The sequence below is a fragment of the Marinobacter flavimaris genome, assembly GCF_045057155.1.
Taxonomy (GTDB): domain Bacteria; phylum Pseudomonadota; class Gammaproteobacteria; order Pseudomonadales; family Oleiphilaceae; genus Marinobacter; species Marinobacter manganoxydans.
In genome coordinates this window covers 1549749-1574026 of sequence record NZ_CP171359.1, presented here as the reverse complement: position 1 = coordinate 1574026, position 24278 = coordinate 1549749, and the positions used below count along the sequence as shown (strand labels likewise).

General features: G+C 57.6%; 25 protein-coding genes and 1 other RNA gene. 22 read left to right on the top strand and 4 right to left on the bottom strand.

The window, feature by feature from the left end; all coding sequences use genetic code 11:
* Positions 1-12: 12 nt before the first annotated feature.
* The 3 genes from ACGK9W_RS07280 to ACGK9W_RS07270 are packed head-to-tail and all read right to left on the bottom strand — an operon-like array spanning position 13 to position 2695.
* A complete protein-coding gene (locus ACGK9W_RS07280) occupies positions 13-960 on the bottom strand; it encodes an SDR family oxidoreductase (RefSeq protein ID WP_405419981.1) in 948 nt (315 codons plus the stop codon).
* Positions 960-1775: a lysophospholipid acyltransferase family protein gene (locus ACGK9W_RS07275; RefSeq protein WP_405419978.1), complete on the bottom strand. Its 816-nt coding sequence runs from the start codon at positions 1773-1775 to the stop codon at positions 960-962. Before ACGK9W_RS07275 ends, ACGK9W_RS07280 begins: the two co-directional genes overlap by 1 nt.
* Positions 1772-2695 (bottom strand): D-hexose-6-phosphate mutarotase, encoded by a 924-nt coding sequence (locus ACGK9W_RS07270; RefSeq protein WP_092032385.1) that lies wholly within the window; start codon positions 2693-2695, stop codon positions 1772-1774. The genes ACGK9W_RS07275 and ACGK9W_RS07270 overlap by 4 nt, the downstream gene beginning before the upstream one ends.
* Before the next feature lie 132 nt (positions 2696-2827).
* Here ACGK9W_RS07270 and ACGK9W_RS07265 point away from each other — a divergent pair, with 132 nt between their 5' ends.
* The 21 genes from ACGK9W_RS07265 to ACGK9W_RS07165 all read left to right on the top strand — a co-directional run bounded on the left by ACGK9W_RS07265 (position 2828) and on the right by ACGK9W_RS07165 (position 21830).
* Complete coding sequence (locus ACGK9W_RS07265) at positions 2828-3583, top strand: 2OG-Fe(II) oxygenase (RefSeq protein ID WP_405419975.1); 756 nt, start codon at positions 2828-2830, stop codon at positions 3581-3583.
* A 101-nt stretch (positions 3584-3684) separates the two neighbouring features.
* Positions 3685-3781: signal recognition particle sRNA small type (gene ffs, locus ACGK9W_RS07260), an RNA gene on the top strand.
* A 151-nt stretch (positions 3782-3932) separates the two neighbouring features.
* The gene (gene dnaX, locus ACGK9W_RS07255) at positions 3933-5795 is read left to right on the top strand and encodes a DNA polymerase III subunit gamma/tau (protein ID WP_405419973.1); all 1863 of its coding nucleotides are present in this window, start codon (positions 3933-3935) and stop codon (positions 5793-5795) included.
* 3 nt (positions 5796-5798) lie between these two features.
* Entirely contained in the window at positions 5799-6122 is a 324-nt protein-coding gene (locus ACGK9W_RS07250) for a YbaB/EbfC family nucleoid-associated protein (RefSeq protein WP_288365443.1), read from the top strand.
* 31 nt (positions 6123-6153) lie between these two features.
* On the top strand, positions 6154-6756 hold the full coding sequence (gene recR, locus ACGK9W_RS07245; protein WP_008171846.1) for a recombination mediator RecR: 603 nt from the start codon (positions 6154-6156) through the stop codon (positions 6754-6756).
* Between the two features lie 31 nt (positions 6757-6787).
* Entirely contained in the window at positions 6788-7945 is a 1158-nt protein-coding gene (locus tag ACGK9W_RS07240; RefSeq protein WP_405419969.1) for a ribonuclease D, read from the top strand.
* On the top strand, positions 7942-8235 hold the full coding sequence (locus ACGK9W_RS07235) for a YcgL domain-containing protein (protein WP_405419967.1): 294 nt from the start codon (positions 7942-7944) through the stop codon (positions 8233-8235). Before ACGK9W_RS07240 ends, ACGK9W_RS07235 begins: the two co-directional genes overlap by 4 nt.
* Positions 8232-8678 carry a YcgN family cysteine cluster protein gene (locus tag ACGK9W_RS07230; protein ID WP_405419964.1) on the top strand — a complete coding sequence of 149 codons (447 nt, stop codon included), beginning with the start codon at positions 8232-8234 and terminating at the stop codon, positions 8676-8678. Before ACGK9W_RS07235 ends, ACGK9W_RS07230 begins: the two co-directional genes overlap by 4 nt.
* Positions 8678-9022 (top strand): hypothetical protein, encoded by a 345-nt coding sequence (locus ACGK9W_RS07225; protein ID WP_405419961.1) that lies wholly within the window; start codon positions 8678-8680, stop codon positions 9020-9022. The genes ACGK9W_RS07230 and ACGK9W_RS07225 overlap by 1 nt, the downstream gene beginning before the upstream one ends.
* A 43-nt stretch (positions 9023-9065) precedes the next feature.
* Positions 9066-11171 carry a VWA domain-containing protein gene (locus tag ACGK9W_RS07220; protein ID WP_405419958.1) on the top strand — a complete coding sequence of 702 codons (2106 nt, stop codon included), beginning with the start codon at positions 9066-9068 and terminating at the stop codon, positions 11169-11171.
* Between the two features lie 17 nt (positions 11172-11188).
* Complete coding sequence (locus ACGK9W_RS07215) at positions 11189-12031, top strand: MoxR family ATPase (RefSeq protein ID WP_088557155.1); 843 nt, start codon at positions 11189-11191, stop codon at positions 12029-12031.
* A gap of 34 nt (positions 12032-12065) precedes the next feature.
* Positions 12066-13244 (top strand): vWA domain-containing protein, encoded by a 1179-nt coding sequence (locus tag ACGK9W_RS07210; protein ID WP_405419953.1) that lies wholly within the window; start codon positions 12066-12068, stop codon positions 13242-13244.
* A gap of 345 nt (positions 13245-13589) precedes the next feature.
* Positions 13590-14138: an AraC family transcriptional regulator gene (locus ACGK9W_RS07205; protein WP_338354904.1), complete on the top strand. Its 549-nt coding sequence runs from the start codon at positions 13590-13592 to the stop codon at positions 14136-14138.
* Between the two features lie 6 nt (positions 14139-14144).
* Positions 14145-15551: a hypothetical protein gene (locus ACGK9W_RS07200; RefSeq protein WP_405419950.1), complete on the top strand. Its 1407-nt coding sequence runs from the start codon at positions 14145-14147 to the stop codon at positions 15549-15551.
* Positions 15548-18355 (top strand): tetratricopeptide repeat protein, encoded by a 2808-nt coding sequence (locus ACGK9W_RS07195; RefSeq protein WP_405419947.1) that lies wholly within the window; start codon positions 15548-15550, stop codon positions 18353-18355. Before ACGK9W_RS07200 ends, ACGK9W_RS07195 begins: the two co-directional genes overlap by 4 nt.
* Positions 18345-18830 carry a tetratricopeptide repeat protein gene (locus ACGK9W_RS07190; RefSeq protein WP_405419944.1) on the top strand — a complete coding sequence of 162 codons (486 nt, stop codon included), beginning with the start codon at positions 18345-18347 and terminating at the stop codon, positions 18828-18830. Before ACGK9W_RS07195 ends, ACGK9W_RS07190 begins: the two co-directional genes overlap by 11 nt.
* Positions 18831-19178: a hypothetical protein gene (locus ACGK9W_RS07185; protein WP_405419941.1), complete on the top strand. Its 348-nt coding sequence runs from the start codon at positions 18831-18833 to the stop codon at positions 19176-19178.
* 16 nt (positions 19179-19194) lie between these two features.
* Complete coding sequence (locus ACGK9W_RS07180) at positions 19195-19821, top strand: MotA/TolQ/ExbB proton channel family protein (protein WP_053115389.1); 627 nt, start codon at positions 19195-19197, stop codon at positions 19819-19821.
* Entirely contained in the window at positions 19818-20348 is a 531-nt protein-coding gene (locus ACGK9W_RS07175; RefSeq protein WP_405419937.1) for an ExbD/TolR family protein, read from the top strand. Before ACGK9W_RS07180 ends, ACGK9W_RS07175 begins: the two co-directional genes overlap by 4 nt.
* Positions 20345-20833: a biopolymer transporter ExbD gene (locus ACGK9W_RS07170; protein WP_405419934.1), complete on the top strand. Its 489-nt coding sequence runs from the start codon at positions 20345-20347 to the stop codon at positions 20831-20833. The genes ACGK9W_RS07175 and ACGK9W_RS07170 overlap by 4 nt, the downstream gene beginning before the upstream one ends.
* A complete protein-coding gene (locus ACGK9W_RS07165) occupies positions 20826-21830 on the top strand; it encodes an AgmX/PglI C-terminal domain-containing protein (protein WP_405419931.1) in 1005 nt (334 codons plus the stop codon). The genes ACGK9W_RS07170 and ACGK9W_RS07165 overlap by 8 nt, the downstream gene beginning before the upstream one ends.
* Before the next feature lie 45 nt (positions 21831-21875).
* On the opposite strand, the gene ACGK9W_RS07160 is transcribed toward ACGK9W_RS07165, so the two are convergent.
* Entirely contained in the window at positions 21876-22361 is a 486-nt protein-coding gene (locus ACGK9W_RS07160; protein WP_008171821.1) for a MaoC/PaaZ C-terminal domain-containing protein, read from the bottom strand.
* A gap of 188 nt (positions 22362-22549) precedes the next feature.
* Between ACGK9W_RS07160 and ACGK9W_RS07155 the strand changes: the two genes are divergently transcribed.
* Positions 22550-24226: a long-chain fatty acid--CoA ligase gene (locus ACGK9W_RS07155; RefSeq protein WP_088557165.1), complete on the top strand. Its 1677-nt coding sequence runs from the start codon at positions 22550-22552 to the stop codon at positions 24224-24226.
* The last annotated feature ends 52 nt before the right edge of the window (positions 24227-24278 follow it).

Genomic DNA, 24278 nt, shown 5'->3' with positions numbered 1-24278 from the left:
TGCTATCCGGGGCTAAACCGGCCTCTTATTCTCCCGATAAAACCGGAAAATCTCCTTTAGCGGCCGCTTCGGCTCAAATCCGAACTCGTTAACAAACGCCCGCCCATCAATCACCACCGGATACTTGAAGAACGCCATCAGATAGGACGGAAAGCTCTTCAGTTTCAAGGTGCCGAGTATCATCTTCGGAACCATCGGCGGAATGGAAGGCACCTGGATTCGCTTGCAGCCACAGAGCTTGAGCGCGTGTTGATAGGCCACCCAGTCCTGCGGAGCGACGTTGTACACGCCACGTGTCGGTTTTTTATACGCCAGCACAATGGCGTCGGCCATGTCGTCGATATGGATGAACTGCATCATCGGTGAAAAGCCTGCCAGGACCGGTGCCCGTTCGCTGCCAAGCAGGGTGCTGATGGTATTGCGCACGCCCGGGCCCACGATATTGCAGGGCCGCAGGATGGTGATGTTCAGCTCCGGATAGCGCCACAGGTAGATGTTGGCCAGGTTCTCCAGCTCCACGGAATCAATCAGGTCGGCGCTCAGCCCGGCGCTTTTGAGCGGTGCTGCCTCATCAATGAGTGCGGGATTGTATGCCACGGCTCCGTAAACGTGGAACGTGGAGAGTACCACTACTCGTTTGATGCCGTATTTGTGGCTGAGGTCCAGCAGTTTCTGGGTGCCCTGTACATTGGCGTTGTAGCGCCGCATTCGGGTTAGCTGGCTGGACATGATCCGGCCCATGTGGATTACGCCATCAAACTGGTAGCGCCGGAACAGATCTTCGAACACCCGCTTGTTGAAATCAATGCAGTAGCTGGGGATGTCGTCGCCCAGGTAGACCTGTTCGCGGAAATCCACGGCGACCAAGTCGCAGGTATCCCGAAGCTGTTCGATAACTTTCTGGGCGAGGGCGCCGGCGGCACCGGTGATCAGAATGTGCGGTCTGCGTTGTTCGCTCATCAGAAAAGCTTTTTCCTTTCGCTCAGTCCCTTGTCGATCAGCCGGCTGATTTCCGCCTTGACCTTCTCTACGCGTTCTGTGACCTGTTCTTCGGGAATTTCAAGGTCGTCGAAGTACATCGGGGCTCCGAAGTTCAGGTGAACTTTTGCCGGCAGCACCACGGGCATGGCGACCGGGGCATAGGGAATGCCCAGGGCTTTTGCCAGGGGCTTTATGTTGGCGATGGCCGGGATGGTTTCCTCGCAACCCACCACGCCAACGGGCACGATCGGCGCCTTGTACTTCATGGCCAGGTGCATGAAGCCGTTCCCAAACCGTTTGAGCTGGTAGCGGTCGTGGTAAAGCTTGCCCGAACCTCGAATGCCCTCGGGGAAAACAATCACGGCTTCATCATTGGCGAGCATCTTGGCGCAGTTGACCGGGTCTCCAAGTACAGCGCCAACTTCATTCAGCAAATTGCCCAGCCAGGGCACGGTTGGAAAAAAGCGTTCAATCATGGCCCTTGGAATGCGGGCATCTTTTTCCCGCGAGGCAAGGGCATAGCCAATCAGCAGGCCGTCGATAGGAAGTTGGCCACTGTGATTGGCAATAATGAGCACCGGCCCCTCGGCGGGAATGTTTTCCACCCCGTGCGCTTGTACCCGGAAGTACTTTTCGTAAATCTGTTTGGTGAGCGAAAGCCCGTATTTCATGGCTTCGTTGTTATAGCCCCAGGGGTCGTAGCCCAGGCTCCCGATGGGTTTGCGGATGCGGTTGATGTGTTGATCCAGTTCCGCGGGAACGAGTCGGGATTTCAGAAACGATGCCAGGCTCATGATTTCCTTCCAATGAATACGCCTAATGTGTGGCTTTGCCCGTTATTAAGCACCCGATAATCGCTGGCTGCATTGGCGGTTTCGACGCACAGCATGGACTGCCAGGCCGACTCGGGAAAATCCGATAGCTTGGCCGCCTTGGCCGGACCGGGGTTCCAGACCACAGTTGAGTCACTGCCTACGGCCGAGAGCTTGCGGCCAGTTCGGGGTGTCACGATCGTCAGGGTTTCGCCGCTCTCGTAGATGCGGTCCGTTTCGCCGTCGAAATACACAGGGCCTTCCTGGTTGCGGTATTCCCAGTTATCCAGGGTGTCGATGTACTGGCTGTTTCCGAGACCCAGCACACGAGTCCGGGTTATGTCGCTGGTCGGCAAATAAGTATGGAGCGCCTGGGTAAAGGCCAGCGGATCGTTCCCCAGGTTCGTGGTCGTCAAAGCCAGTTGGCATCCGCGGATGGAGAAGCTGAAGGTGAGCAGGGCGAGCGCATGCCCGATCCAGACATCACTGAAATCTTCATTGGCATCCAGGGACAGGCTGATTTCCACTTCGTGGGCGTTCTCCCGGACATCTTCCAGTTTCCAGAGCGCGGTACGGGCAAACCCGTGGGCTTGGTCGGTCTGGATGCGTTTCCGCACTTCCGGCGCGTTGCGGGCCGGATCGCCAAACCAGGGCCAGCACACGGGGATGCCGCCGCGGATGGCTCGACCGGGTTCGTACCGGGCCGCTGGGCTCATCCAGAGCCAGTCAGATTCATCCTGAGGTTTGAAGCTTGCCAGGTGAGCGCCCTGAATAAACACGGTGGCCTGGAATAAAGGATGGTGGACCTCGAGAGCTTCCAGTTGCCCGATCGTTTTCCAGCGCGTGAAGGACCATTGGCCCGGAGACAGTGAGAGCGGTGGCCTGTTACTGCTTTCTGACATGATTATCTGCTAATGGGTATCTACTGAGTGAAACCGGTTAAGTGTATTTGCCTACACAGAGAGTAAATTAAAACTGCCGCTCCGGCGAGAATTGCGCCTAAAATACGCTCAAATTTCGCACGAGGCCCGCCGATGGAAACGCCGGTTATCATCCCGATCCACGATCCCCTTATCACCCCTTTGCATAGCGCCGAGGATGCGGTGGCAGGTAGTGATGTCCAGCTGATGGGCCTTGCGCCGGATCAACGAGAGGCCTTGTCTGAGGACTGGCTGGATGAGCTGGCTTCGGGATTGAGCGAGCACGGCTGGATGTCGGTTGACGCGCGGTCATGGCTGGGAACTAACCTGTTGGCAGCATTGAAGCAGGAAGTGCAGATTCTGGATCGTACCGATGCCATGAAAAAAGCCGGCATTGGCCGCGGCAATGATCTGGTGCGAGACCGGTCGGTGCGGCGCGACAAGATTGTCTGGCTGCAAGGCATTACAGCTCCTCAGGCCGCGCTGTTCGAGTTTTTCGAGTCCATTCGCCAGGGTCTGAATCAAAGGCTGTTTCTCGGGCTGAAGCGATTCGAGACTCATTATGCTACGTACCATTCAGGTGATTTCTATAAACAGCATCTGGACAGCTTTAAGGGCAGGGCATCCCGGGTGGTGAGTCTGGTGCTTTATCTGAATGAAGATTGGCAGGCAGCCGACGGTGGCGCGCTTCAGGTTTTCAACCGGGACAACGATCAGGAAGTGTGCGGAACCGTGTTGCCCGAGGCAGGACGAATGGCCTTGTTCATGAGCGAGGAAATTCCTCACGAGGTGTTACCGGCAAACCGCACTCGCTACAGTCTGGCCTGCTGGTTCCGCCAGGATGAAGTGCCGCTGCCTTTACAAGGATGATGCTGACGGGCGTGCTGATTTGTCATTGTAGTGTGCAAACCCTTTTGCTAATATGCGCGCCGCTTTCGGGGAATTGTCCCGGAACGCCGTTATGGTGGCTCCATTGGTGCCTCCGCAACATGAAACCGTGAACCCGGTCAGGCCCGGAAGGGAGCAGCCGCAGCGGTGGAATTGTGTGCCGGGGTGTCGCTGATGGAGTCACCCCCAGTTTTCTCTCCTCTCCTGTTTTTTCTTCTGATTATCCTTGATAGCCATGAACTTGTGAGCGCGCTTCCGGAATCAAGTCTGCTTCTTCTGGATCTTTGTCCGTGCTAAGGTTAAAGCCGTTTTTCACTGCAGTTGGCGGAACATGAGCTACCAGGTACTTGCCCGTAAATGGCGCCCACGCACTTTCGAGGATATGGTGGGCCAGGAACACGTGCTCCAGGCGTTAATTCACGCCCTGGAAAGCCAGCGTCTTCATCATGCTTATCTATTCACGGGGACCCGTGGGGTAGGCAAGACCACCATTGGGCGCCTGCTTGCACGCTGCCTCAACTGCGAAACCGGCGTAACCCCGAACCCCTGTGGTGAATGCTCGAGCTGCCAGGAGATCCAGGAAGGCCGGTTTGTGGATCTGATTGAAATAGACGCCGCGTCCCGGACCGGCGTTGATGATATGCGTGAGCTGACGGATAACGTCCAGTATGCGCCCACGCGTGGGCGCTACAAGGTGTACCTCATTGACGAGGTGCACATGCTGACGAACCAATCGTTCAACGCTTTCCTTAAGACCCTTGAAGAACCGCCGGAACACGTCAAGTTCCTGCTGGCAACGACCGATCCCCAGAAACTACCGGTCACAGTGCTGTCCCGGTGCCTGCAGTTTAATCTCAAACGCATGACGCCGGAGCACATCGCAGGCCATCTGCGTCATGTACTGGGTGCCGAGGAAATTCCATTTGAGGAACCGGCCCTGTGGCTCCTGGCCCGGGCTGCGGACGGCAGTATGCGCGATGCCTTGAGCCTCACCGATCAGGCTATCGCCTTTGGCAACCAGAAGCTGTCCGCCAGTGATGTCAGTAATATGCTGGGGACCATTGATCAGCGCGATATTGAGCGCATTGTGAATGCACTCGTTGAAGGCGATGGCCCGGCCTTGCTGGCGGAAATCAGCCGGATTTCGGACTTTGCACCGGATTACAGTGTGATCCTCGCCGATCTGCTATCGCTCTTTCACCGGGTGACCATGGAACAGGTGGTTCCGGGCAGTGCCGATAACGCCCTCGGCGATGCCGAGCAGGTCCAGGCGCTGGCTCGCAAGCTCAGTGCCGAGGATGCCCAGCTTTTTTACCAGTCTGCGCTGATTGGGAGGAAAGACCTTACCATTACGCCGGATGCCCGGATGGGGTTCGAAATGACCCTGCTCCGGATGCTTGCCTTCCGCCCCGGGGCTGACCGGCGAGAGCCGCCGGCCATAAGCTCCGGTGGTCAGTCTGATGCCTCCGAGCCACGGGATGAGCCCGACCCGGCGCCGACCCCACAGGTAGAGCAAAAACAGCCAGAACCGGAACCCGAATCCACGCCTGAGCCTGAACCCGAGATGCCGGCCGCTCCACCCGTTGCGGATGAGGATGCATCCTGGCTGGCCAGTCTGGATGCCCAGGCCGAGGCCGCTGGAGAGTATGAAGAGAGCTATCCTTTAAGCGACGAAGCTCCTGTTACCGAAGAGCCAGCAGCTGAAGTTGCCGCGGAGCCAGTTGAACAGCCGGCTCCGGAACCCGCGTTTGTGGAGCCCGATCCAGCGATGGAACCTGCAGTTGAGCAGGCGCCTGAGCCTGAGGGTGAATTCGTCTGGCACCGTGATTTCCGGAGTCTTGGCATTGTGGGCATGCCCGGTAATCTTGCCAGTCACGGCGCCATGTCCCGCGATGGCGATGTGATAACCCTCACCATTGATGAGGGGCACGCCCGGCTGTTGAACAGCAGGCACGAGGAAAAGATTCTGGCTGCCTTGAGAAATCGCTTTGGCGACTCCATTCAGTTACGTACAGAGCAGGGCAATCCCGGGCCAGACACCCCTGCGGCTTATGAGGAACGCCAGAGAAAGGCGCGCCAGGAAGCCGCAGAGGCGTCCATTCGCAGGGATCCGGTCGTAAAGTCTATTGTTGAACGATTCGAGGCGCGGATAGTGGAAGACAGCATCCGGCCGGTAGAGACAAGCAGGAGATAAGCTATGATGAATAATATGGGCGACATGATGAAAAAAGCCCAGAAGATGCAGGAAGAGATGCAGAAGGCCCAAGAAGAAATCGCCAAGGCCGAAGTGACTGGCGAGGCCGGAGCCGGCCTGGTCAAAGTCACCATGAACGGCCGTCACGACGTTCGTAAGGTGGACATAGACCCCTCCCTGATGACTGAGGAAAAAGATATTCTGGAAGACCTTCTGGCCGCTGCGGTGAACGATGCCGTGCGGCGCGTCGAGGAAAACCAGAAAGAGAAAATGTCCGGTATGATGTCCGGCATGGGCCTGCCGCCCGGTTTCAAGATGCCGTTCTGAATTCCATCCTGCAGCCGTTCGAGGACCTTTCATGGCATTCAGCCCGCTGGTTGATGAGCTTGTAGAATCCCTTCGTTGTCTTCCCGGAGTCGGCCAGAAAACGGCCCAGCGCATGGCTTTCCATCTGCTGGAGCGTGGTCGTTCCGGCGGCACCCGACTTTCTGAGGCGCTGAGCCAGGCCATGAGCGGTGTCCGGCGGTGTGAAAGCTGCCAGAACTTTGCTGACACCGAGATCTGCGGGATCTGTGAAAATCCCCAGCGGCGCACAGGCACCCTGTGCGTAGTGGAAAGCCCTTCAGATCTTCTGGCCATTGAGCAGGCGGGTGACTATCGCGGCGGCTATTTCGTCCTGATGGGGCATCTCTCACCGATTGATGGCGTTGGACCGGAGGAAATCGGCATTGAACGTCTGCTGAAGCGGATCCGCGACGAAGGCGTGACTGAGCTGATTCTGGCGACCAACCCGACGGTGGAAGGTGAGGCTACGGCTCACTACATCGCCGATCGCCTTGATGGCCAGGGCATCCTGATAACCCGTCTGGCCCATGGCATACCGGTGGGTGGAGAGCTCGGTTACGTCGATGGCTTTACCCTGACTCACGCATTCCGCGGTCGCAAACCACTGTCCGATTGAATCTGACCGAATAAACCTACCAGGCACGTTTATGGATATTTCCGCCCAGGCCGCTGTGGCAGTTGACGTACCCCCGGCTCCGACCAGTATTGACTGGATCCGGGAACCGCAAGCACTGGACAAATGGCTGGATCGGGCACCGGGCAAGCCTCTGGCGCTGGACACCGAATTTGAGCGGGTAAACACCTTTTACCCGATACCGGGGTTGGTTCAGTTGGGCCTCGACGGCGAGTTTTGCCTGGTGGACCCTTCCGTTGCCGAGCAGTCCGGACGATTTCGGGAAGTCCTGGCGGACCCGGACACTCCAAAGCTTCTTTACGCCATGAGCGAAGATCTGGAACTTTTTCGCCAGTGGCTGAATCTTCAACCTGCCGGTGTCATTGATCTTCAAATCGGGGCCGCAATGGCCGGAGCAGGGTTCTCCCTGGGTTACGCGAGGCTGGTGGAAACCCTGTTCGGTGAGACTCTGGACAAGTCCGCCACCCGCTCTGACTGGCTGGCGAGACCGCTGAGCGATGCTCAGCAACGCTACGCGATTGACGATATCCGTTTTCTGGAGCCGATGTACCAGTGGGTCAGTGCATTACTTCGCGATCGCGGTCTGGAAGCGGCTCTGGTTGAGGAATCGGCGCGCTTTGCCATTGAACTGGCAGGGCAGGAGGATCCCGACAACCATTACCTGAAACTGCGGGCCGGATGGACCCTCTCGGCTCAGCAACAGGGTGTTCTCAAGGAACTGGTGCGCTGGCGTGAGGGGGAGTGCCAGCGGCGGGACCGGCCAAGGAACCGTGTGCTGGCAGATGCACTGTTGATTGCGATCGCGGAAAGGCTGCCAGCGTCCCTGAAGGAACTTTCCAACATTCAGGGAGTGCCATCCGGCGCAGTCCGTCGGTACGGCGATACCCTGATTGAACTTGTTAGCCGGGGATCGACCGCGGATAATTCGTCCCTTGAGAGGATTGCGCCACCGTTGTCCCGGGATCAGCAGGGATTCTTTAAACAGTTAAAGCGTCTTTTCAGGAGTGCGGCAGAAGATGCTGATATTCCAATGGAATTGTTGGCGCCGAGAAAGCGTTTGGAAAAGGTTGTACAGCAACCGGACCTCGCGCAACACGATTTTTTCCAGGGCTGGCGGGCGCAGATTCTTGCTCCGGTTCGCGCTGATATCGAGGAATTACTGAAGTCATGAAAGAGCGGGAATTTGTCTCTGTTTTCCGGAGCAGCAAAAAGAAGGATACCTACCTTTTTGTTCGGCGCGGACAGAAGTGGGAGGAGCTTCCCGAGAGCCTTCGGGGTATCTTCGGGCAGCCGGTCCATTCCATGGATCTGGTGCTGACACCGGACCGCAAGCTGGCAAGAACCACCGGCAAGCAGGTTCTGGAAGCGATCGGCGAGAAGGACTTCTTTCTCCAGATGCCGGAAGAGCAGGATGGCTACGTGGTGGACTTCAAACGCAAGCTGGATCAGCGCAATCCATGATTGCCCAGGTGCCGTTCTGGCAGCGTAAACGCCTGCACGAGATGACGCCTGAGGAATGGGAGTCCCTCTGCGACGGTTGCGGTAAGTGTTGCCTGAACAAACTGGAAGACGAAGACACTAATGAGGTTTACCACACCGACCTGGTGTGTCGTTACATGGACGAGGACACCTGCCAATGCACCGTTTATGAAGAACGGCTGCAGAAAGTGCCGGGCTGCACAGTGCTGACACCGGATACCGTCAGCGACTACCATTGGTTGCCGTATACCTGCGCCTACCGGACGTTGGCTGAAGACCGGCCACTGGCCGACTGGCATCCTCTTCGAAGTGGGGATCCGGATTCGGTGCACGAGGCGGGCGTTTCGATCCGTCACAAGGTGATGTCAGAGGACCGCGTGCCGGAAGAAGACTGGGAAGAACACATCATTCACTGGATCCTGTAATGATTGATACCGATGCACAAATGGCCTACGGGATTTTCTGGGCCGCCTACGCTATAGCCTTTGTCGTGTTCTTTTACATGATGAAGAGCCTGATCCGTTTTCTACCTTTTTATGGAGTGCGGACCCTGATTCTCGCCGCCCTGGTGGCCTTGCTGCTCACGCCGGTTGAATCGCCGGATCTGGCCGGTTGGTGGATTCCGGCCTGGCTGTTTGGCGGTTACGAAATGATTCTTGGTGACGCGGATGCTTCAGGCCGGGCCCTGTTCAATCTTGGTCTGGCCGGAATGGTGATGCTGCTGGTCTGGGTACTGGATCTGGTTCGCTACCGTCTTGTTCGCAAGTAACGCAGCAAAACAAAAGAAGAAAAGGATGGATGCCTTGAGAGAGATGACATCGAGATGGCTTGGTCTGTTCGCATTTTGCCTGGCGCTCAGCCTGCCTGCCGGGCTGAACGCCCAGGAAAGTGATGACGTCCAACTGCCAGAACAGTCGGACGTGCGGATCATTGTCGATATCTCGGGGTCCATGAAAGACACCGATCCGGAAAATCTGCGCCAGCCTGCCGTTCGACTGCTCGCCCGGCTGTTGCCGGAGGGTGCCACTGCCGGTGTCTGGACCTTTGGGCAGTACGTCAACATGCTGGTGCCGCATCGTGAAGTGACCGACGGGTGGCGTGAAACGGCCATTCAGCGTTCAGGGGAAATCAATTCGGTCGCCCTCAGGACCAACCTTGGTGCGGCTATTGAGACGGCCAGCGATGACTACTTCACCGATGGCGATCTGAGTCGCACTCATTTTATTCTGCTGACAGACGGCAAGGTGGATATCTCCGACGATCCTGCAAAGAATACCGCAGAGGAAACTCGTATTCTGGATACGATTGTCGCTGATCTCATCGAAAGGGGCGCTACCTTTCACCCCGTAGCTCTCTCTGAGGCCGCTGATACCGAATTTCTGAAAGCGTTGGCGACAGACTCCGGCGGTCGTTTCCAGGTGGCGGATACAGCAGATGCGCTGAACCTGGCATTTCTTCAGGCATTGAATACCGCGGTTCCGCAGGAGCAGATTCCCATTGAGGGCAATGGCTTTACCGTGGACGAGGGCGTTCGTGAGTTTACCGCCCTGATTTTCTGGGGCGAGTCTGAAACCTCTGCCACCCGGGACCTTGCCCTCGTGCGCCCGGACGATCGGGTCGTTAATCTTTCGGAGTTTCCCGACAACGTCCGCTGGGCCAGGGAAGCCGGCTACGACCTTATTACGGTCAATGAGCCATTGGCAGGACAGTGGCGCATTAATGGCGAGCTCGGAGAGGGCAGCCGGGTTACGGTCGTTAGCGACCTGAGGATGGTGGTCAATCCTCTACCTCCATCATTCACATTGCAGGAGCCCCTCAAGCTCCGGGTCGGCTTTTTCGAAGAAGGGGAGAAAATCACTAATCCCGATTTTCTGGGTGTGATTGAGGTCAGCCTCAGTATCACCTCCGAGGATGGCAGAAGTGGAACCAAGGTATTGTCGGGAGAGCAGCCGCCGGAAGACGGCACCTACCGGGATACGGTAAGTCGTTTGCCAGCCGCGGGCCTCTACACCTTTGACGTGGTGGCCGATGGCCAGACCTTCAGCCGCAAGTTCAGCGCCACCGTCGGGTTTACGATGCCTGAAGGGGCTGAGCCGGCTGAATCGCCGGAGCCGCAGGTGACAGAACCGGCGCTCGCCCCTGAGCAGTCTGAACCAGAGCCGCCGGTGTCTGAGCCGGAGCAATCCGGGCCGGAACCGGCGATTACATCGCCCATCGACGTAAGCGAGGTGGAGGAGCCAGAGGCGCCAGCGGTCCAGGAGCCTGAATCGGCCCCTGAGGAGCCGGAAGCAGCGGAACCTGCTTTTGCCGTGCCTTTGTGGATGGTCGGCGCAGCCGGCGGCGGGCTGCTCATTCTTGGCGGCTTGGTCTGGTTTGCCATCCGTAAGCGTAAACAGGATCAGCAGGCGCAAGAGAAAGCAGCATCAGAGCGCGAAACACTTGAGGATCTGCAGGAAGAGACCGAACCCGAACCAGAACCCGAGCCGGAGGCAGTCTCAGAGCCGGAAGAGGATGTCGAAGCCGAGGAAATCCCTGAGGTAACCGAGGAAGCATTTGAGGACGATATGTCTGAGCTGGAGGCCGTCATTGATGAACATGAGGCCGCTCTGAAGTCGGAAGATGAAGCGCTTACGGAACCAGAGATTGAACCGACCGACAAACTGCAAGAGGACATCCCGGTAGCGGATACCCCGGTGGAGGAAGAGCCTGGCGAGTTGGATGAGGATATCCCGGAGCTGGAGGATATTGCCGATCCGTCCGACGCTGATGGGCCGGAAGATGATGAAGAGGAGGAGTTCGGGCTTGAAGATTTCGATCTGTCCGAATTCGACGATTTACCCGATTATGATCAGGACGAGTCCGGATTGCCCGAAGACGACTCGAAGAAAAAACCTGATCAGAAAGACCAGAAAAAGTAACCAACAGGAACCAGACCATGAAGTTTACCGGTACCGAGAAGTACGTAGCCACCGATGACCTGCAAATGGCCGTCAACGCAGCGATTGCGCTTCAGCGCCCGCTGTTGATCAAGGGCGAGCCGGGCACCGGGAAAACCCTGCTGGCCGAGGAAATGGCCGCCGCCCTCGGGATGAGACTGATTCCCTGGCACATCAAGTCCACCACCAAGGCCCAGCAGGGCCTATACGAGTACGATGCGGTTTCCCGTCTGCGGGACTCCCAGTTGGGTGATGAAAAGGTCAAGGACATCAGCAACTACATCGTAAAGGGCAAGCTTTGGGAGGCCTTTGAGGCTGATGAGCAGGTTGTGTTGTTGATTGATGAAATCGACAAAGCGGATATCGAATTCCCTAACGACCTCTTGCTGGAACTCGACCGTATGGAGTTCTTTGTCTATGAGACTCAGAAGTTGGTTAAGGCAAAGAAACGCCCGATCGTGGTGATCACCAGTAACAACGAAAAAGAACTGCCGGATGCCTTCCTGCGCCGGTGCTTCTTCCACTACATCAGCTTCCCGGACCACGACACCATGCAGAATATCGTGGACGTGCATTTCCCGGGCTTGCAGCAGGAAATCGTTCGCGATGCTCTGGAAGTTTTCTTCGATGTGCGCAAGGTCCCGGGCCTCAAGAAGAAGCCGTCCACCTCGGAGCTGATTGACTGGCTGAAACTGCTGATGGCTGATGAGCTGTCGGCGAAAATGTTGCAGGAGAAGGATTCCAGTTCGGCGCTGCCGCCTCTTTATGGTGCTCTGGTGAAGAACGAGCAGGATGTTCACCTGTTGCAGAAGCTCGCGTTTATGGCCCGTCGTCGCAGCTGATTCTCGGCAAGAACACTGGCAAGAGTCACGTTTTATGTTGATTGATTTTTTTCTTGAAGTTCGGCGCGCGAAGGTGCCTGCCAGTTTGAGGGAATTCCTGGATCTTCTGGAAGCCCTGCAGAAGAGGCTCGCCTTTGCGGATATGGAAGAGTTCTACTACCTCGCTCGCCTCTGCCTGGTTAAGGACGAGCGCCACTTCGACAAGTTTGACCGCGCCTTTCAGGCTTACTTTGAAGGTATCGAGAACCTCGACGACCTCCTGGAAGCCCTGATTCCGGACGACTGGTTGAGGGCCGAGTTCGAGAAGCACTTGTCTGAGGAAGAGAAGGCCAAAATTGATTCTCTGGGAGGTCTTGAGGAGCTTATCGAAACCTTCAAGAAGCGAATGGAAGAGCAGGAAGAGCGCCACGCCGGTGGCAACAAATGGATCGGAACCGGCGGCACTTCACCATTCGGGGCGAACGGCTATAACCCCGAAGGCTTCCGTATTGGCCAGAAGAATGGCCGCCACGGCAGGGCCGTTAAAGTCTGGGAAAAACGCGAGTTCAAGGATCTGGACGACAGCGTGACTCTGGGCATACGGAACATCAAGGTGGCGCTGCGTCGGTTACGTAAGTTCGCCCGCCAGGGTGCGGCAGACCAGCTGGATATGGACGACACGATTCGTTCCACTGCCCGCAATGCCGGTTATCTGGATCTGAAGATGGTGCCTGAACGGCATAACGCTGTGAAAGTGCTGATCTTCTTCGATGTGGGCGGCTCCATGGACCCCCACGTTCGTGTCTGTGAGGAGCTGTTTTCGGCCGCACGGCTCGAATTCAAGCACATGGAATATTTCTATTTCCACAATTTCGTCTATGAAAGTGTCTGGAAAAACAATATCCGGCGGATGAATGAAACCACCAGCACCTGGGACATTCTTCACAAGTACACGCCCGACTACAAAGTGATCTTTGTCGGCGATGCGACCATGGCGCCTTATGAGATTTCCCATCCCGGTGGTTCGATTGAGCACTGGAATGAGGAAGCGGGCGCTACCTGGTTTCAACGTATCAATGAGCACTTTCGCAAGGTTGTCTGGATCAACCCGCTCCCGCAGAGTTACTGGGGTAACGGAGGTTCGTTGGGCATGACCAAGCAGCTGGTCAACGACCACATGTATCCGCTGACCGTTGAGGGCCTTGAGTCGGCCATGAGGCAGCTGAGTAAATAAAAAAAGCCGATGCGGTTGAGGGCATCGGCAAAGCTCGGCATATCAAGCGGGGTTGCCCGAAGGCACTCCCGCCGCTTTCCAGTGAGCAAATACGGGGCCAGTTGAATTAAAAGCTGCTAAAACAGTCGTTTAAAATTCAGCTTATCCGCTTAGGTTTTAACTTGCTCCGATAACTCTCTTCACCCTGTCAAATAAGTCGACACTCTTCTCAATTTTTAACTGCCGGACTCGCGTTTTTCATTTGGTGATCTGGATACCGTTCTTGGCGGTTACCAAGTGTTACGCTTTCTGCCGATCTGTTACAGAAGTTTGCATGAGTTACAGAGGCTGCAGGGCAGGAGGCTTATGTTCGGCACACGAAAATCACAGAGGCGACGGATAGCACGCCAAAGGTTAGTCCGCTTCGGTGCAGTGGTTCTGTCATTGCTGGCTGTCTCGGCTGTAGCCGCCAACGGGCTTGACGAGGAACTCGAACGCTTGAGTGCCGAGGTCGCCAGTCATTCGGAGCGCGTCTTCGCCCTTGAGCAGAAGGTCCTGCATCCAGCGAATACCAGACTGGCAGTTTTTCTGACACTTCAAAGCCGGGATGCGCTCGATCTTGATTCCGTCGAGCTCTTCGTGAATGGCCAACCTGTCGCTTCCCACCTTTATTCCGATAGAGAGCGGACATCGCTTGAACGCGGCGGAATCCAGCAGTTGTTTACCGGGAACCTGGAAAACGGCGAGCATGAGTTGAAAACGGTGATTACCGCTCGCTCCGCCGATGATGATTTCGTGCGGCGGGAATCCACCCATAAGTTCAGAAAACGCCCCGGCGTACTCCGTTTGCAGATGAGTCTGGAAGCCCGGGCGCCCGATTACGAACCTCGGGTTTCTTTCGTGGAGTGGGAGTAGGGCGCCATGATGCTCCGGGTCCTCCTGTTTGTGTTACCTCTGACTGTTTCCGGCTTTTCCGGGGCGGCCACGCCGGTAATGCCGGATGATGTCCTTTCTGGTCTCAAGCAATTCCGGCAGGCGGGAGAAGTCGGCGTCGATCTTGGGGACAGACGACAGCAAGCGCTCTATGAAGATGCTGAGAAGGCACGAGCCGAAGGCCGCACCGATGAGGCCGGGCGCATCCTGGCCGGTATGAAAGAGGGCTACTGGGCGGCTCTGGGATACCTCAATCTTGCCAGTGATTACGCGAAATCCGATCTTAACCCGGCCAGAGCGCTGGTTGCTCTGCGGGTTGCGTTAGCCATGTCCGATGGTGACGCCGATTCCGAGCGTAGCCAGCATCTGGAGAATAATCTGTTGGTACGTGCGGGCTACCTTGCCTACCAGCACGGCGAATTCGATAAAGCGATCGGCTTTCTGGAGGAGGTCGATCTCGACAGTTTCAACACGCCGCGGGCCCTTTACCTTCACGGCTTGGCGCTGACAGAAAAAGGCAATCACCGGGCCGCTATGCAGAGCTGGCATCGAGCCAGGAAATATCCTTTAGCCTACCCGGGAGTTGCCGACGCATGGATAGGGATGGGGCGCGGCTACGATCTCTCCGGCTATCTCGGGCAGGCCGGGGAAGCCTACCTCGCCGCCAACGCTGCCTTCGAGAGTGAACGGGTGACTCTTCGCAAACTGGCCGGAAAGATTCGGGAACAGGGGGCCTATAAAACCCTGGTGGAAGATGCCCGGGAAACCGGAGTCGACTGGTTTCTGGCCGACAGCCGCACACTGACCCAGCCCCGCATGGCCTATCTTCTTGGCTTCATGGAGGACGCTGACGTCCAGAGGGCCGCAGGGCGAGTGGCCGCTCTTCGTTCGATGGCGGTAAAACTTGAACGCCATGGTTACGATCTTGAGGTGTTTCAGGGGGCTCTGAGAGAACAGCTGGTCGGCATCCATCAGCAGGAATCCAGGCAAAGCACCGCTGATCTTAATGCGCGGGGGGCGGAGCTCGGTGCACGGCTGCTGCGCCTCGCGGATAGCGCCGGTCCCGGCCAGCAAGCCCGTATCGAGGCTCTCCAGAAAACCCTGACGGATGCCCAGACCCGTTTGAGCCAGGTCCGGAGCAAGGCATCGGGGCAACCGGAAATCCTGGAACGGTTACGTCACTCTGCCGCTGCGCTGACAGAGCGCAACGAAGCGCTGTTAGTGTCTGCTCGTCAGTTGCTTGAAGCATCTGAGACGGCGTTGGACGATTTGGCTCTCGACTATGTCGAAGCCAGTGACCAGCAGATGGCCTTCGCACTGGACAAAACCGAACAGCAGATAGCTCACCTGTATGAATATCTCGCCCTTCAGAACCTGGAGGAGACCCAACCATGATCCGGCCGTTTCAGAGCTTCTGCCTTTCCTTACTGCTGGCAGCGCCGGCTGTGGCGCAGGAATCTTTTCGTGTGGAACTGGGCCGGGACGGCGAGACCATCGGGGATATGCGCCCGGTGTTCCTGACCTTTGAAAGCCGGCCGATGCCGGCCATCTCGCCTTCGGAAGTTGCTCGTCGTTACCATCGCCTGTTCCGGACATCCGACGAGCCAGAGGTCCGGATTGATGCCCTTAACCGCCTGAGTAATATCCGGGATCGTTCAGGTGAAGACATAGGGTTTTCTCCGGCTGAAGAGGAAAGGGTCTACAGTGAGGCGATCAGCAGTTACGAATCCATCCTTGCGCGCGGCTCCTATGGTGGGCGGCTGGATGAACTGCTTTACCAGATGGCCAAGGCCCATGCCCTGACAGGACAGCAGGATGCGTCTATCCAGAGGCTGAAACAGCTGGTGGGGCTCTACCCTGATTCCCCTTTGGTACCGGAGGCCCGGTTCCGGTTGGCGGAATCCGCCTTTGCTGCTGGCCAGTACGCTGAGGCAGAAAGCGGCTACCGGCAATTGATTGAATCCGGCGACAGCGAAGAGTTCAGCACCAAGGCCCGATACATGCTTGGCTGGAGCCAGTTCAAACAGGGCCCGTCTGCATGGAACAGGGCCGCAGGCACGTTTGTCGAGGTTCTGGACGAGTTTCTGCCGCAGGAACAGAGCCTTGCGTCGGTCAGTGAATCCAGTGTTGATACCATCGACGATACCTTCCGGGTGCTGGCATTGATGGCGGCCCGAAAGGGTGGGCCGGACACCCTCATTGCGTGGCTGGATAAGGCCCAGCCGCGCCCCTGGGAACACCTGTTGTTCGACCGGCTCGCGGATTATTACGCCATCCAGGGCGAGACCAGGGCCAGTGTTGCCGCTAACCGGGCCTTCATCGAGTCTTCCCCGAATCACCATTCCGTTCCCGCCTTTCGGTTGCAGGTGGTGGATGTCTGGCAAGGGGCGGGTGACGCGGAGCGGGTTCGTACGGCCCGGGCCCGATTCGTCCACAGCTATAGCCTGGATTCCGCCTTTGCCGGGCTGAATGGGAGCCAGCAGGACAAGTGGCGGAGCTTCAGCAGACGGCTGGCGGACTATCACTATGATTTGGGCGCCCGCTCGGCGGAACAGGGGCAGGTTGCAAACTCTGAGTCTGCCTTTGCACAGGCTGCCACTTACTATGAAGGATTGGCGCCCCGGGTTGCCCAGAGCGGTGAGGTCTTGCGCCTTGCCGGGGATGCCCGATTGCAGGCGGGCCACTTTCCGAAGGCGCTGGCGAACTTTCGCAAGGCTGCCTATGAGGCGCCCGGTTACAGTGAGGCAGCAGATGCTGCCTGGGCCGCCGTCACTCTGTTGCGAGACGGCATCGACCAGCAGTACGGGGCTGCAGCGTTCAGGCCTGGTCTGGAGGATCTTTCAGACGAAGCCGATCGTTTTAACGAGCGATACGCGGGTGATAACAGGGTTTCCGGCCTGATGGCGGATCTGGCTGCCCGTTGGCTTGCTGCCGGCGAGCATGAGCGGGGGTTGCACTATGCTTCGCAGGTTCTTACCGCCCCCGGGGCATCGCCGGCAGAGCAATACGCTGCTTGGCAGGTAACGGCCCGGATCCGCCAGAAAGAGGGCGATTATGGACTGGCGGAACGTGCCTGGAATCAGGCGCTGGATCTTGCCGAGAGCGATCAGCTCAAGGATGTGACTGGCGACCAGCTGGCGGCGATTCGCAGGCAACTGGCGACAGCTGTCTATCGCCAGGGGGAAGTGGCAGCATTCCAGGGCAGGCTCGGAGAGGCTGTGGGTCATTTCCGGCGGGTTGATTCAGTGTTACCCGGCTCGGAAATCGCCATCCGGGCCCGTTACGATGCCGCCAATACCTTGCTCAAGGCATCGGACTGGACAGCCGCTGTTGTCGACCTGCAAGAGTTCCGCACCGACCACCCGCAACATGATCTGACTGCGGGTATCAGTGAAAAGCTGGTACACGCCTGGATTCAGTCCGATAAACCCACCCAGGCAGCATCCGAATTGCTGCAGGCCGCTGAAAATCATGCCAACCCCTGGCAATTGCGGCTGCGGGCTTCGGAATTGCTGAATGAGGCCGGCAATGTAGCGGAGCGGAATGCCCTGTACAGGGACTATCTTGCTACCGGCCCGAAGGCTGGCGACGGATCTGAACATGAGCGGCTCCAGACCTTCCGTTATCGCCTGATAGAAAGCGGCGACGATCCGGATCACTGGCGGGAAGCACTGGTCCAGTCAGAGCTGGACAGCGCCTGGCACAGTGCCGACACCCTTGAGTGGGCATCCCGGTCTTCTCTGGTGCTTGGCGCCCGTGCGGCTGCCGCGTTCACCAGCATCAGCCTGAGTCAGCCTCTGGAACAATCTCTGGGGCGCAAGCAGAAGGCTCTGGAAACCGCTCGACAGCGATTCCTGGATGCCGAAGCTCTCGGTGGCGAGCGCGTTCTGTCTGAATCTTTGTTCCGCCGGGCAGAGCTCTACCGGGGCCTGGCCAAAGACCTGATGACATCCGCCGTACCTTCGGACCTGAATGAGCTTGAGGCCATGCAGTACCAGATGCTGCTTGAAGAAGAGGCGTATCCCTTCGAAGAGAAAGCCATTCAACTGCACACGGAAAACCACCGCCGGATTACATCGGAGGGCTATGACGCCTGGATAGGTCGAAGCCTTGGCGTTCTTGCGGAACTGCACCCGGGACGCTACGAGCGGAGTGTCAAATGGCTCAGCTGGAACATGGAGTCTAACGATGGGGTGTAATCCGTTACTTAAAGAAGGGCTGCGTTGGGCATTCCTGCTGCTGGTGTTTCTCGCCGGTTGTGCCGGCCAGGAAGTGCGGCAGCCAGAGGAGCCGGCCAGAACCGATCCAGAGCTGGCGGCAAGCTTTGAAAAGGAAGGGCGCAAGGCCTTCGAAGAAGGTAGGAAAGGTGCGGCGGTGGACGCCTGGCAGAAAGCCGTGGAGTTGGACCCCACCAATGCCGTGACCGTGAACAATCTGGCGCTGGTCCTGAAGGATCAGTACCGGTTCGCCGAAGCCGTTAAATTGCTGGAAACAGGCATTGCCCATTCGCCGGATGTGGCGGAGCTGCATTTCAATCTGGCGGTGATTGCTGAGCTCTATCTGCTCGATCTGGAAACGGCCCTCACGCACTACAACCGTTACCGGGAACTGACCAAAGCAGACGACCAGGAGGTGGCCGGGTGGATTGCGGACCTGGAAAGGAGGCTGGAATAAATGATTGGTAGCCGGAAAACCTCTAGAAACCTCTTTACTGCGCTGCTGCTGGCAGGCCTTCAGGTGCTGTTCCTCAACCAGGCGAAGGCGGACCAGGATGACACTGTCCGGCTCAGTGTTGAGGGCCTGTCTGCAAGTCTTGGCGAAGACGAGCCCCGGGTACTTTACATATTGCCCTGGCAGGCGCCGAGCCTGCCAAGAAGACCAAGGGCAGACCTGAATAACGAGGCGCCCGAACTGGTCCGTCCGGCTGATCCGGTCGCCCTGGAGCGGCACCGCCTCTTTCGCGAAAACCTTAACCCTCTGATCCTGAGTCCCCTCGGAGACTCAGCAGTGACTGCGCAGTAATAACGGGAGAACAACCATGCTGGACACCATCGTACGTTTTTTCCAGGAAGGCGGGCCCTTCATGTACCCCATTGCCATCGTACTGGCGTTGGGGCTGGCCATCACTCTGGAACGGTTCTTTTATCTCTCGGCGGTGCGGCGTCGTAACCGGGTTGCTTTTGAGCGAGGCATCCTGCCGCTCCTCAGGAAAAGGGACTATCAGCGGGCCATGAAAGCTGCCACCAACTCCGACAGCGCTATTGCCTCAATCATGGGCGCCGGCATTGGCCGGTTGCTCAGCAACAGCCGGCGAGAGGACATCGAGTACGCCATGGAAGAAGGCCTGATGGAAGTGCTGCCGCGCCTCGAAAAACGCACCCAGTACCTGGCGACCCTGGCCAATATCGCCACGCTGCTCGGCCTTTTGGGAACCATTATTGGTCTTATTGCGGCGTTTACCGCCGTGGCGGCGGCAGATCCTTCCCAGAAGGCAACCCTGCTGTCGGAAAGTATTTCCGTGGCCATGAACACGACGGCCTTCGGCCTGATGTCGGCGATACCGTTGCTCATGTTCCATGCGGTACTGCAGACCCGCACCAACGAGATTGTGGACAGTTTCGAAATGGCCGGGGTGAAGTTGCTGAACATTGTGTCTGAACCATGAGACGCCGTCACCGCAGGTTAAACGCTTCGCCGGAGCTGGATATCACCGCCTTTCTCAATCTCATGATTGTTCTGGTGCCCGTCCTGTTGCTTGGCATGGTGTTCAGCCAGGTCCGGATGATCGAGCTGAACTTTCCGGGTATGGACGCCGGGCAGGCGCCTGAGCCTGAGGAATTCCGGCTCGTGGTTACTCTGATTCCGGAAGGTATCGAGATCGCCGACAGCGACCGCGGTCTGATCCAGGCGCTGCCCGTGGGCGAGGAAGGGCAGGATTTCGAGAACCTTCGTCAGGTACTTCGGCAGATAAAAACCCGTGTGCCGGATAAAACCGACGTGGTGCTGGAAGTCGGACCGGACATCGATTACCAGACACTGGTTACTGCCATGGATACCGTCCGCTCTTATCCGGCGGTAGTTGCGGCCAGCGTGGTTGAGGGGGAGCTGTTTCCCGATGTTTCGCTGATGGATGCACCTGAAGACCGGAAGCTTGCCGCAAACGCCAGGGCCGAATCAGGGGAGGGCGCATGAGAACGTCCCGAAAGGCGAAAAGAATTCGTCGGCATTACGGCCGGATGCACAAGCCCGGGGGCCTGAACCTGGTGTCGCTGATGGACATCTTTACCATCCTGGTCTTTTTCCTGATGGTGAATTCCTCGGATGTGAAAGTGATGCAGAACACCGCAGACGTGCCTTTGCCAAAGTCCACGGCTCAACAGGAGGCGGTTGAGAGCCTGACAGTCCAGGTAACGGCCAATGCCATTCTGGTCCAGGGCAGCGAAGTGGCAAGACTGGATGGCATCGAGACCAGTGACACCTATATCGCCGGTCTGTCGGAAGAGCTTTCCTGGCGCCGCAACCGCTGGTCTGAAGTTCCCGAGGAGGGGCTTGAAGTAACCATTATGGCCGGCCGGGATACCGATTACCGATTGCTTCGCAAGGTCATGCAGACCTGTGTTGATGAACAATATCGACAGGTGCGCCTCGCAGTGGAAGGGGAGGTCCGTAATGGCTGATAACGGATATTCCCCTGCGACGGGTTCGGGGCTGCCATGGAGTCGTGATCTCGGCGAGAGTCGAAGATTTACGGGTATTGTATTGTTGATGCTGGCGCTGTTTTTGCCACCGGCGTTCCTGATCCCAATGCTGGATGTACCGGAGGTTGAGCGCAGCGAGGCCGAGAAGGTTCCTCCCCGGCTGGCGCGGCTGGTGGAGAAGCCTAAACCGATTGTGCCACCGGAGCCAGTTCAGCCCGAGCCAGAACCTGAGCCAGAACCGGAAGTGAAGGAAGCGAAGAAAGAAAAACCAAAGCAGCCGGAACCGAAAGTTGCCAGGGTTGAACCCGACCCTGTGCCTGCCCCAAAACCAGAATCCGAACCTCAGGCCGTATCCGAGCCGAAGCCCAAGCAGACCACCGAGCAAGCCAGGGAAAAAGCGTCCCGCTCCGGGCTGCTGGCCATGAGAGACAAGCTGGCTTCACTCAGGTCGCCTGAACCCACACCAGCCCGTGAGTTTGCGGTCAACACACAGTCGGAGGCGGCCGAAGCAACGAAATCGCGCGAGGATTCTCAGCAAGTCCTCAGTGGAAGCGGTGGTGTGGAGGACGCTCCGGCGCCGGAAACCACTGTCGCTGTGGCTGAGCATGAGGTCAAAACGGTTGATGCGCCCGAGGAAGAATCCCGAAAAGTGGCCGCCAGGCCGGCAAAGGTCGAGCCATCGGTTGGCGAGCGGGCAATGAGTAATATCCGGCAAGTATTCGATGCCCAGAAAACGGCACTCTATTCCATGTACCGGCGGGAGCTTCGGCAGGATCCGACCCTCAAGGGCAAGGTGTTGTTGGAGCTGGTAATCGAACCGGATGGCTCGGTGTCTGCCTGTGAGGTGGTCAGCTCAGAGCTCGGGCACCCCACGCTGGAACAGCGGATTGCCATGCGCGTGCGGCTGTTCAATTTCGGGGCTGACAATGTTGAGGCCCGGAAGGTCAGATTTCCGATTGATTTCCTGCCCGGCTGATAACTTGATCGGGCAGCCAGCGAGGGACTGCCCGACACGGCGAGCTTAGTTTTCGATGGTGATTTTCGGCAACCGGGGTTTGTGCAGACACACTTTCTCTGATGGCGCGATGACCTTCGCTTCCCCGATGACCACCTTCTGATCGTTCTGATTACGTACGTCGCACTCGACCACGACCCGGCCTTTCGGTTCCTTGCGGAGGATTTTCAACTGAACGGTGAGGGTGTCGTCCAGTTTCACCGGCCGCTTGAAAGACAGGCTCTGGTCCAGGTAGATGGTACCGGGGCCCGGCATGACCGTTGCCAACGCCGCCGAGATCAGGGAGCCGCTCCACATACCATGGGCAATCCGATCCTTGAACATGGAGCCGGCTGCAAATTCGGAGTCCAGGTGTACCGGGTTTACATCACCGGAGACCGCCGCAAACAGCACCAGTTCGTCCTCGGTGAGGGTGCGCGTAAAGGTGGCGGTGTCGCCCTCGTTCAGCTCGTCGTAGGTGATATTTTCCAGGGTATCAAGGGTATCGCTCATCGCGTGCTCCGCACTGTTGTCATTTGAGTACAGGTGTTCGGGTAAGAGTCTCGAAAACTACCTCATCGGTTACAAAACTGCTATTCTCTCCCCACTTTTTTGAGGCTGATACCTTTGTAGGGTTGATTTTCTGATCAACCTGACATCGGTAAATCATTACAATCAAAAGCGCCAAACAGGAGATGGTGATGGATTTTGAGCAGTTCTATCAGGATAAATACCCCGCCGGCGTGCCCCGTGAGGTGGACCTGAACAAGTACAAAAGCATGGTGGATGTATTCGAGCAGTCGGTCAAAAAGTTTGCCGACCGTCCCGCATTCAGTGCTGTTGGTGCAACTCTCACTTACCGTGACCTCGACACCCAGAGCCGCAACTTTGCAGCCTGGCTGCAAAACAAGACAGACCTGAAACCTGGCGACCGCATCGCGGTGCAGATGCCGAACGTCAGCCAGTACCCGGTCGTTGTGTTTGGCGCAATGCGAGCTGGCCTGATTGTAGTGAATACCAACCCGCTTTATACCACGCGGGAAATGGAACATCAGTTCAACGATTCCGGAGCCAAGGCGCTGGTGGTTCTCGCGAACATGGCCGAGAACGCCGAGAAGGTGTTGCCACACACTGGCATCGAGCACGTGATTGTTACCGAAATCGCGGATATGCACTCGCCAATCAAGCGCACGCTGATGAATGCCGTGGTCAAGCATGTCAAAAAGATGGTGCCGCCGTTCAATCTGCCCCAGGCCCACAAGCTGCCTGCCGTTCTGAGTGCCGGCGCCCGTGAAAAATTCACCCCGGTAGAGTGCAAGCAGGATGACATTGCCGTGCTTCAGTACACCGGCGGGACGACCGGTGTGGCGAAAGGCGCGATGCTGACCCACGGCAACCTGGTAGCCAACCTGCTGCAGACCCGGCCTATGATGGAAGACATGGTGGTTGAAGGTCAGGAGGTTGTTATCGCGCCGCTGCCGCTCTACCACATTTATTCCTTTACCCTGAACTGCGGCATCATGCTTGAGGCCGGCGCGCACAACGTGCTGATTCCGAACCCGCGTGATATCCCGGGCTTTGTGAAAGAGCTGAAGAACCACAAGTTCACCGCGTTCCTGGGACTGAACACGCTCTTTGTCGCGCTTTGCAACAACGAAGACTTCCAGGATCTGGACTTCAGCAGCCTGAAGCTGACGTCCTCGGGCGGCATGGCGCTGACAAGCGACACTGCCAAGATGTGGGAGCGGGTTACCGGCTGCGAGATCTGCGAAGGCTTCGGGATGACCGAAACCTCCCCGGTTGTGACCTTTAACCCCCATAGCGCCATTCAGATCGGCACCATCGGCCTGCCAATTCCGTCCACCCAGGTCATAACCCTCGATGAAGAAGGCAATGAGACGCCCCTGGGCGAGCCGGGCGAACTCTGCGTAAAAGGACCGCAGGTTATGCGCGGTTACTGGCAGCGCCCTGAGGACACCCAGAAATCTTTCACCGACGATGGCTACCTGCGCACCGGCGATATCGCCCTGATCCAGGAAGACGGCTATATCCGCATTGTTGATCGCAAGAAAGACATGATCATTGTCTCTGGCTTCAACGTGTTCCCGAATGAGATCGAAGACGTGGTCAGCAGCCATCCGAAAGTAGTCGAGTGCGCCGCGGTTGGCGTTCCCGATGCCAAGAGCGGTGAGGCGGTCAAGGTTTACCTGGTGCCGACGGCTGAAGGCGTGACGGAAAACGAGCTGAAGGAGTTTTGTCGCGAGCGGCTAACCGCCTACAAGGTTCCCAAGAAATTCGAGTTCCGGGACGAGCTGCCCAAGACCAATGTGGGCAAGATCCTGCGCCGTGAACTGCGGGACGAGGCGAACAACAAGTAAGTGGCTTCGAGCACACCGACTCCAAAACCTGATGCCGAGGCGGCCGTCAAAG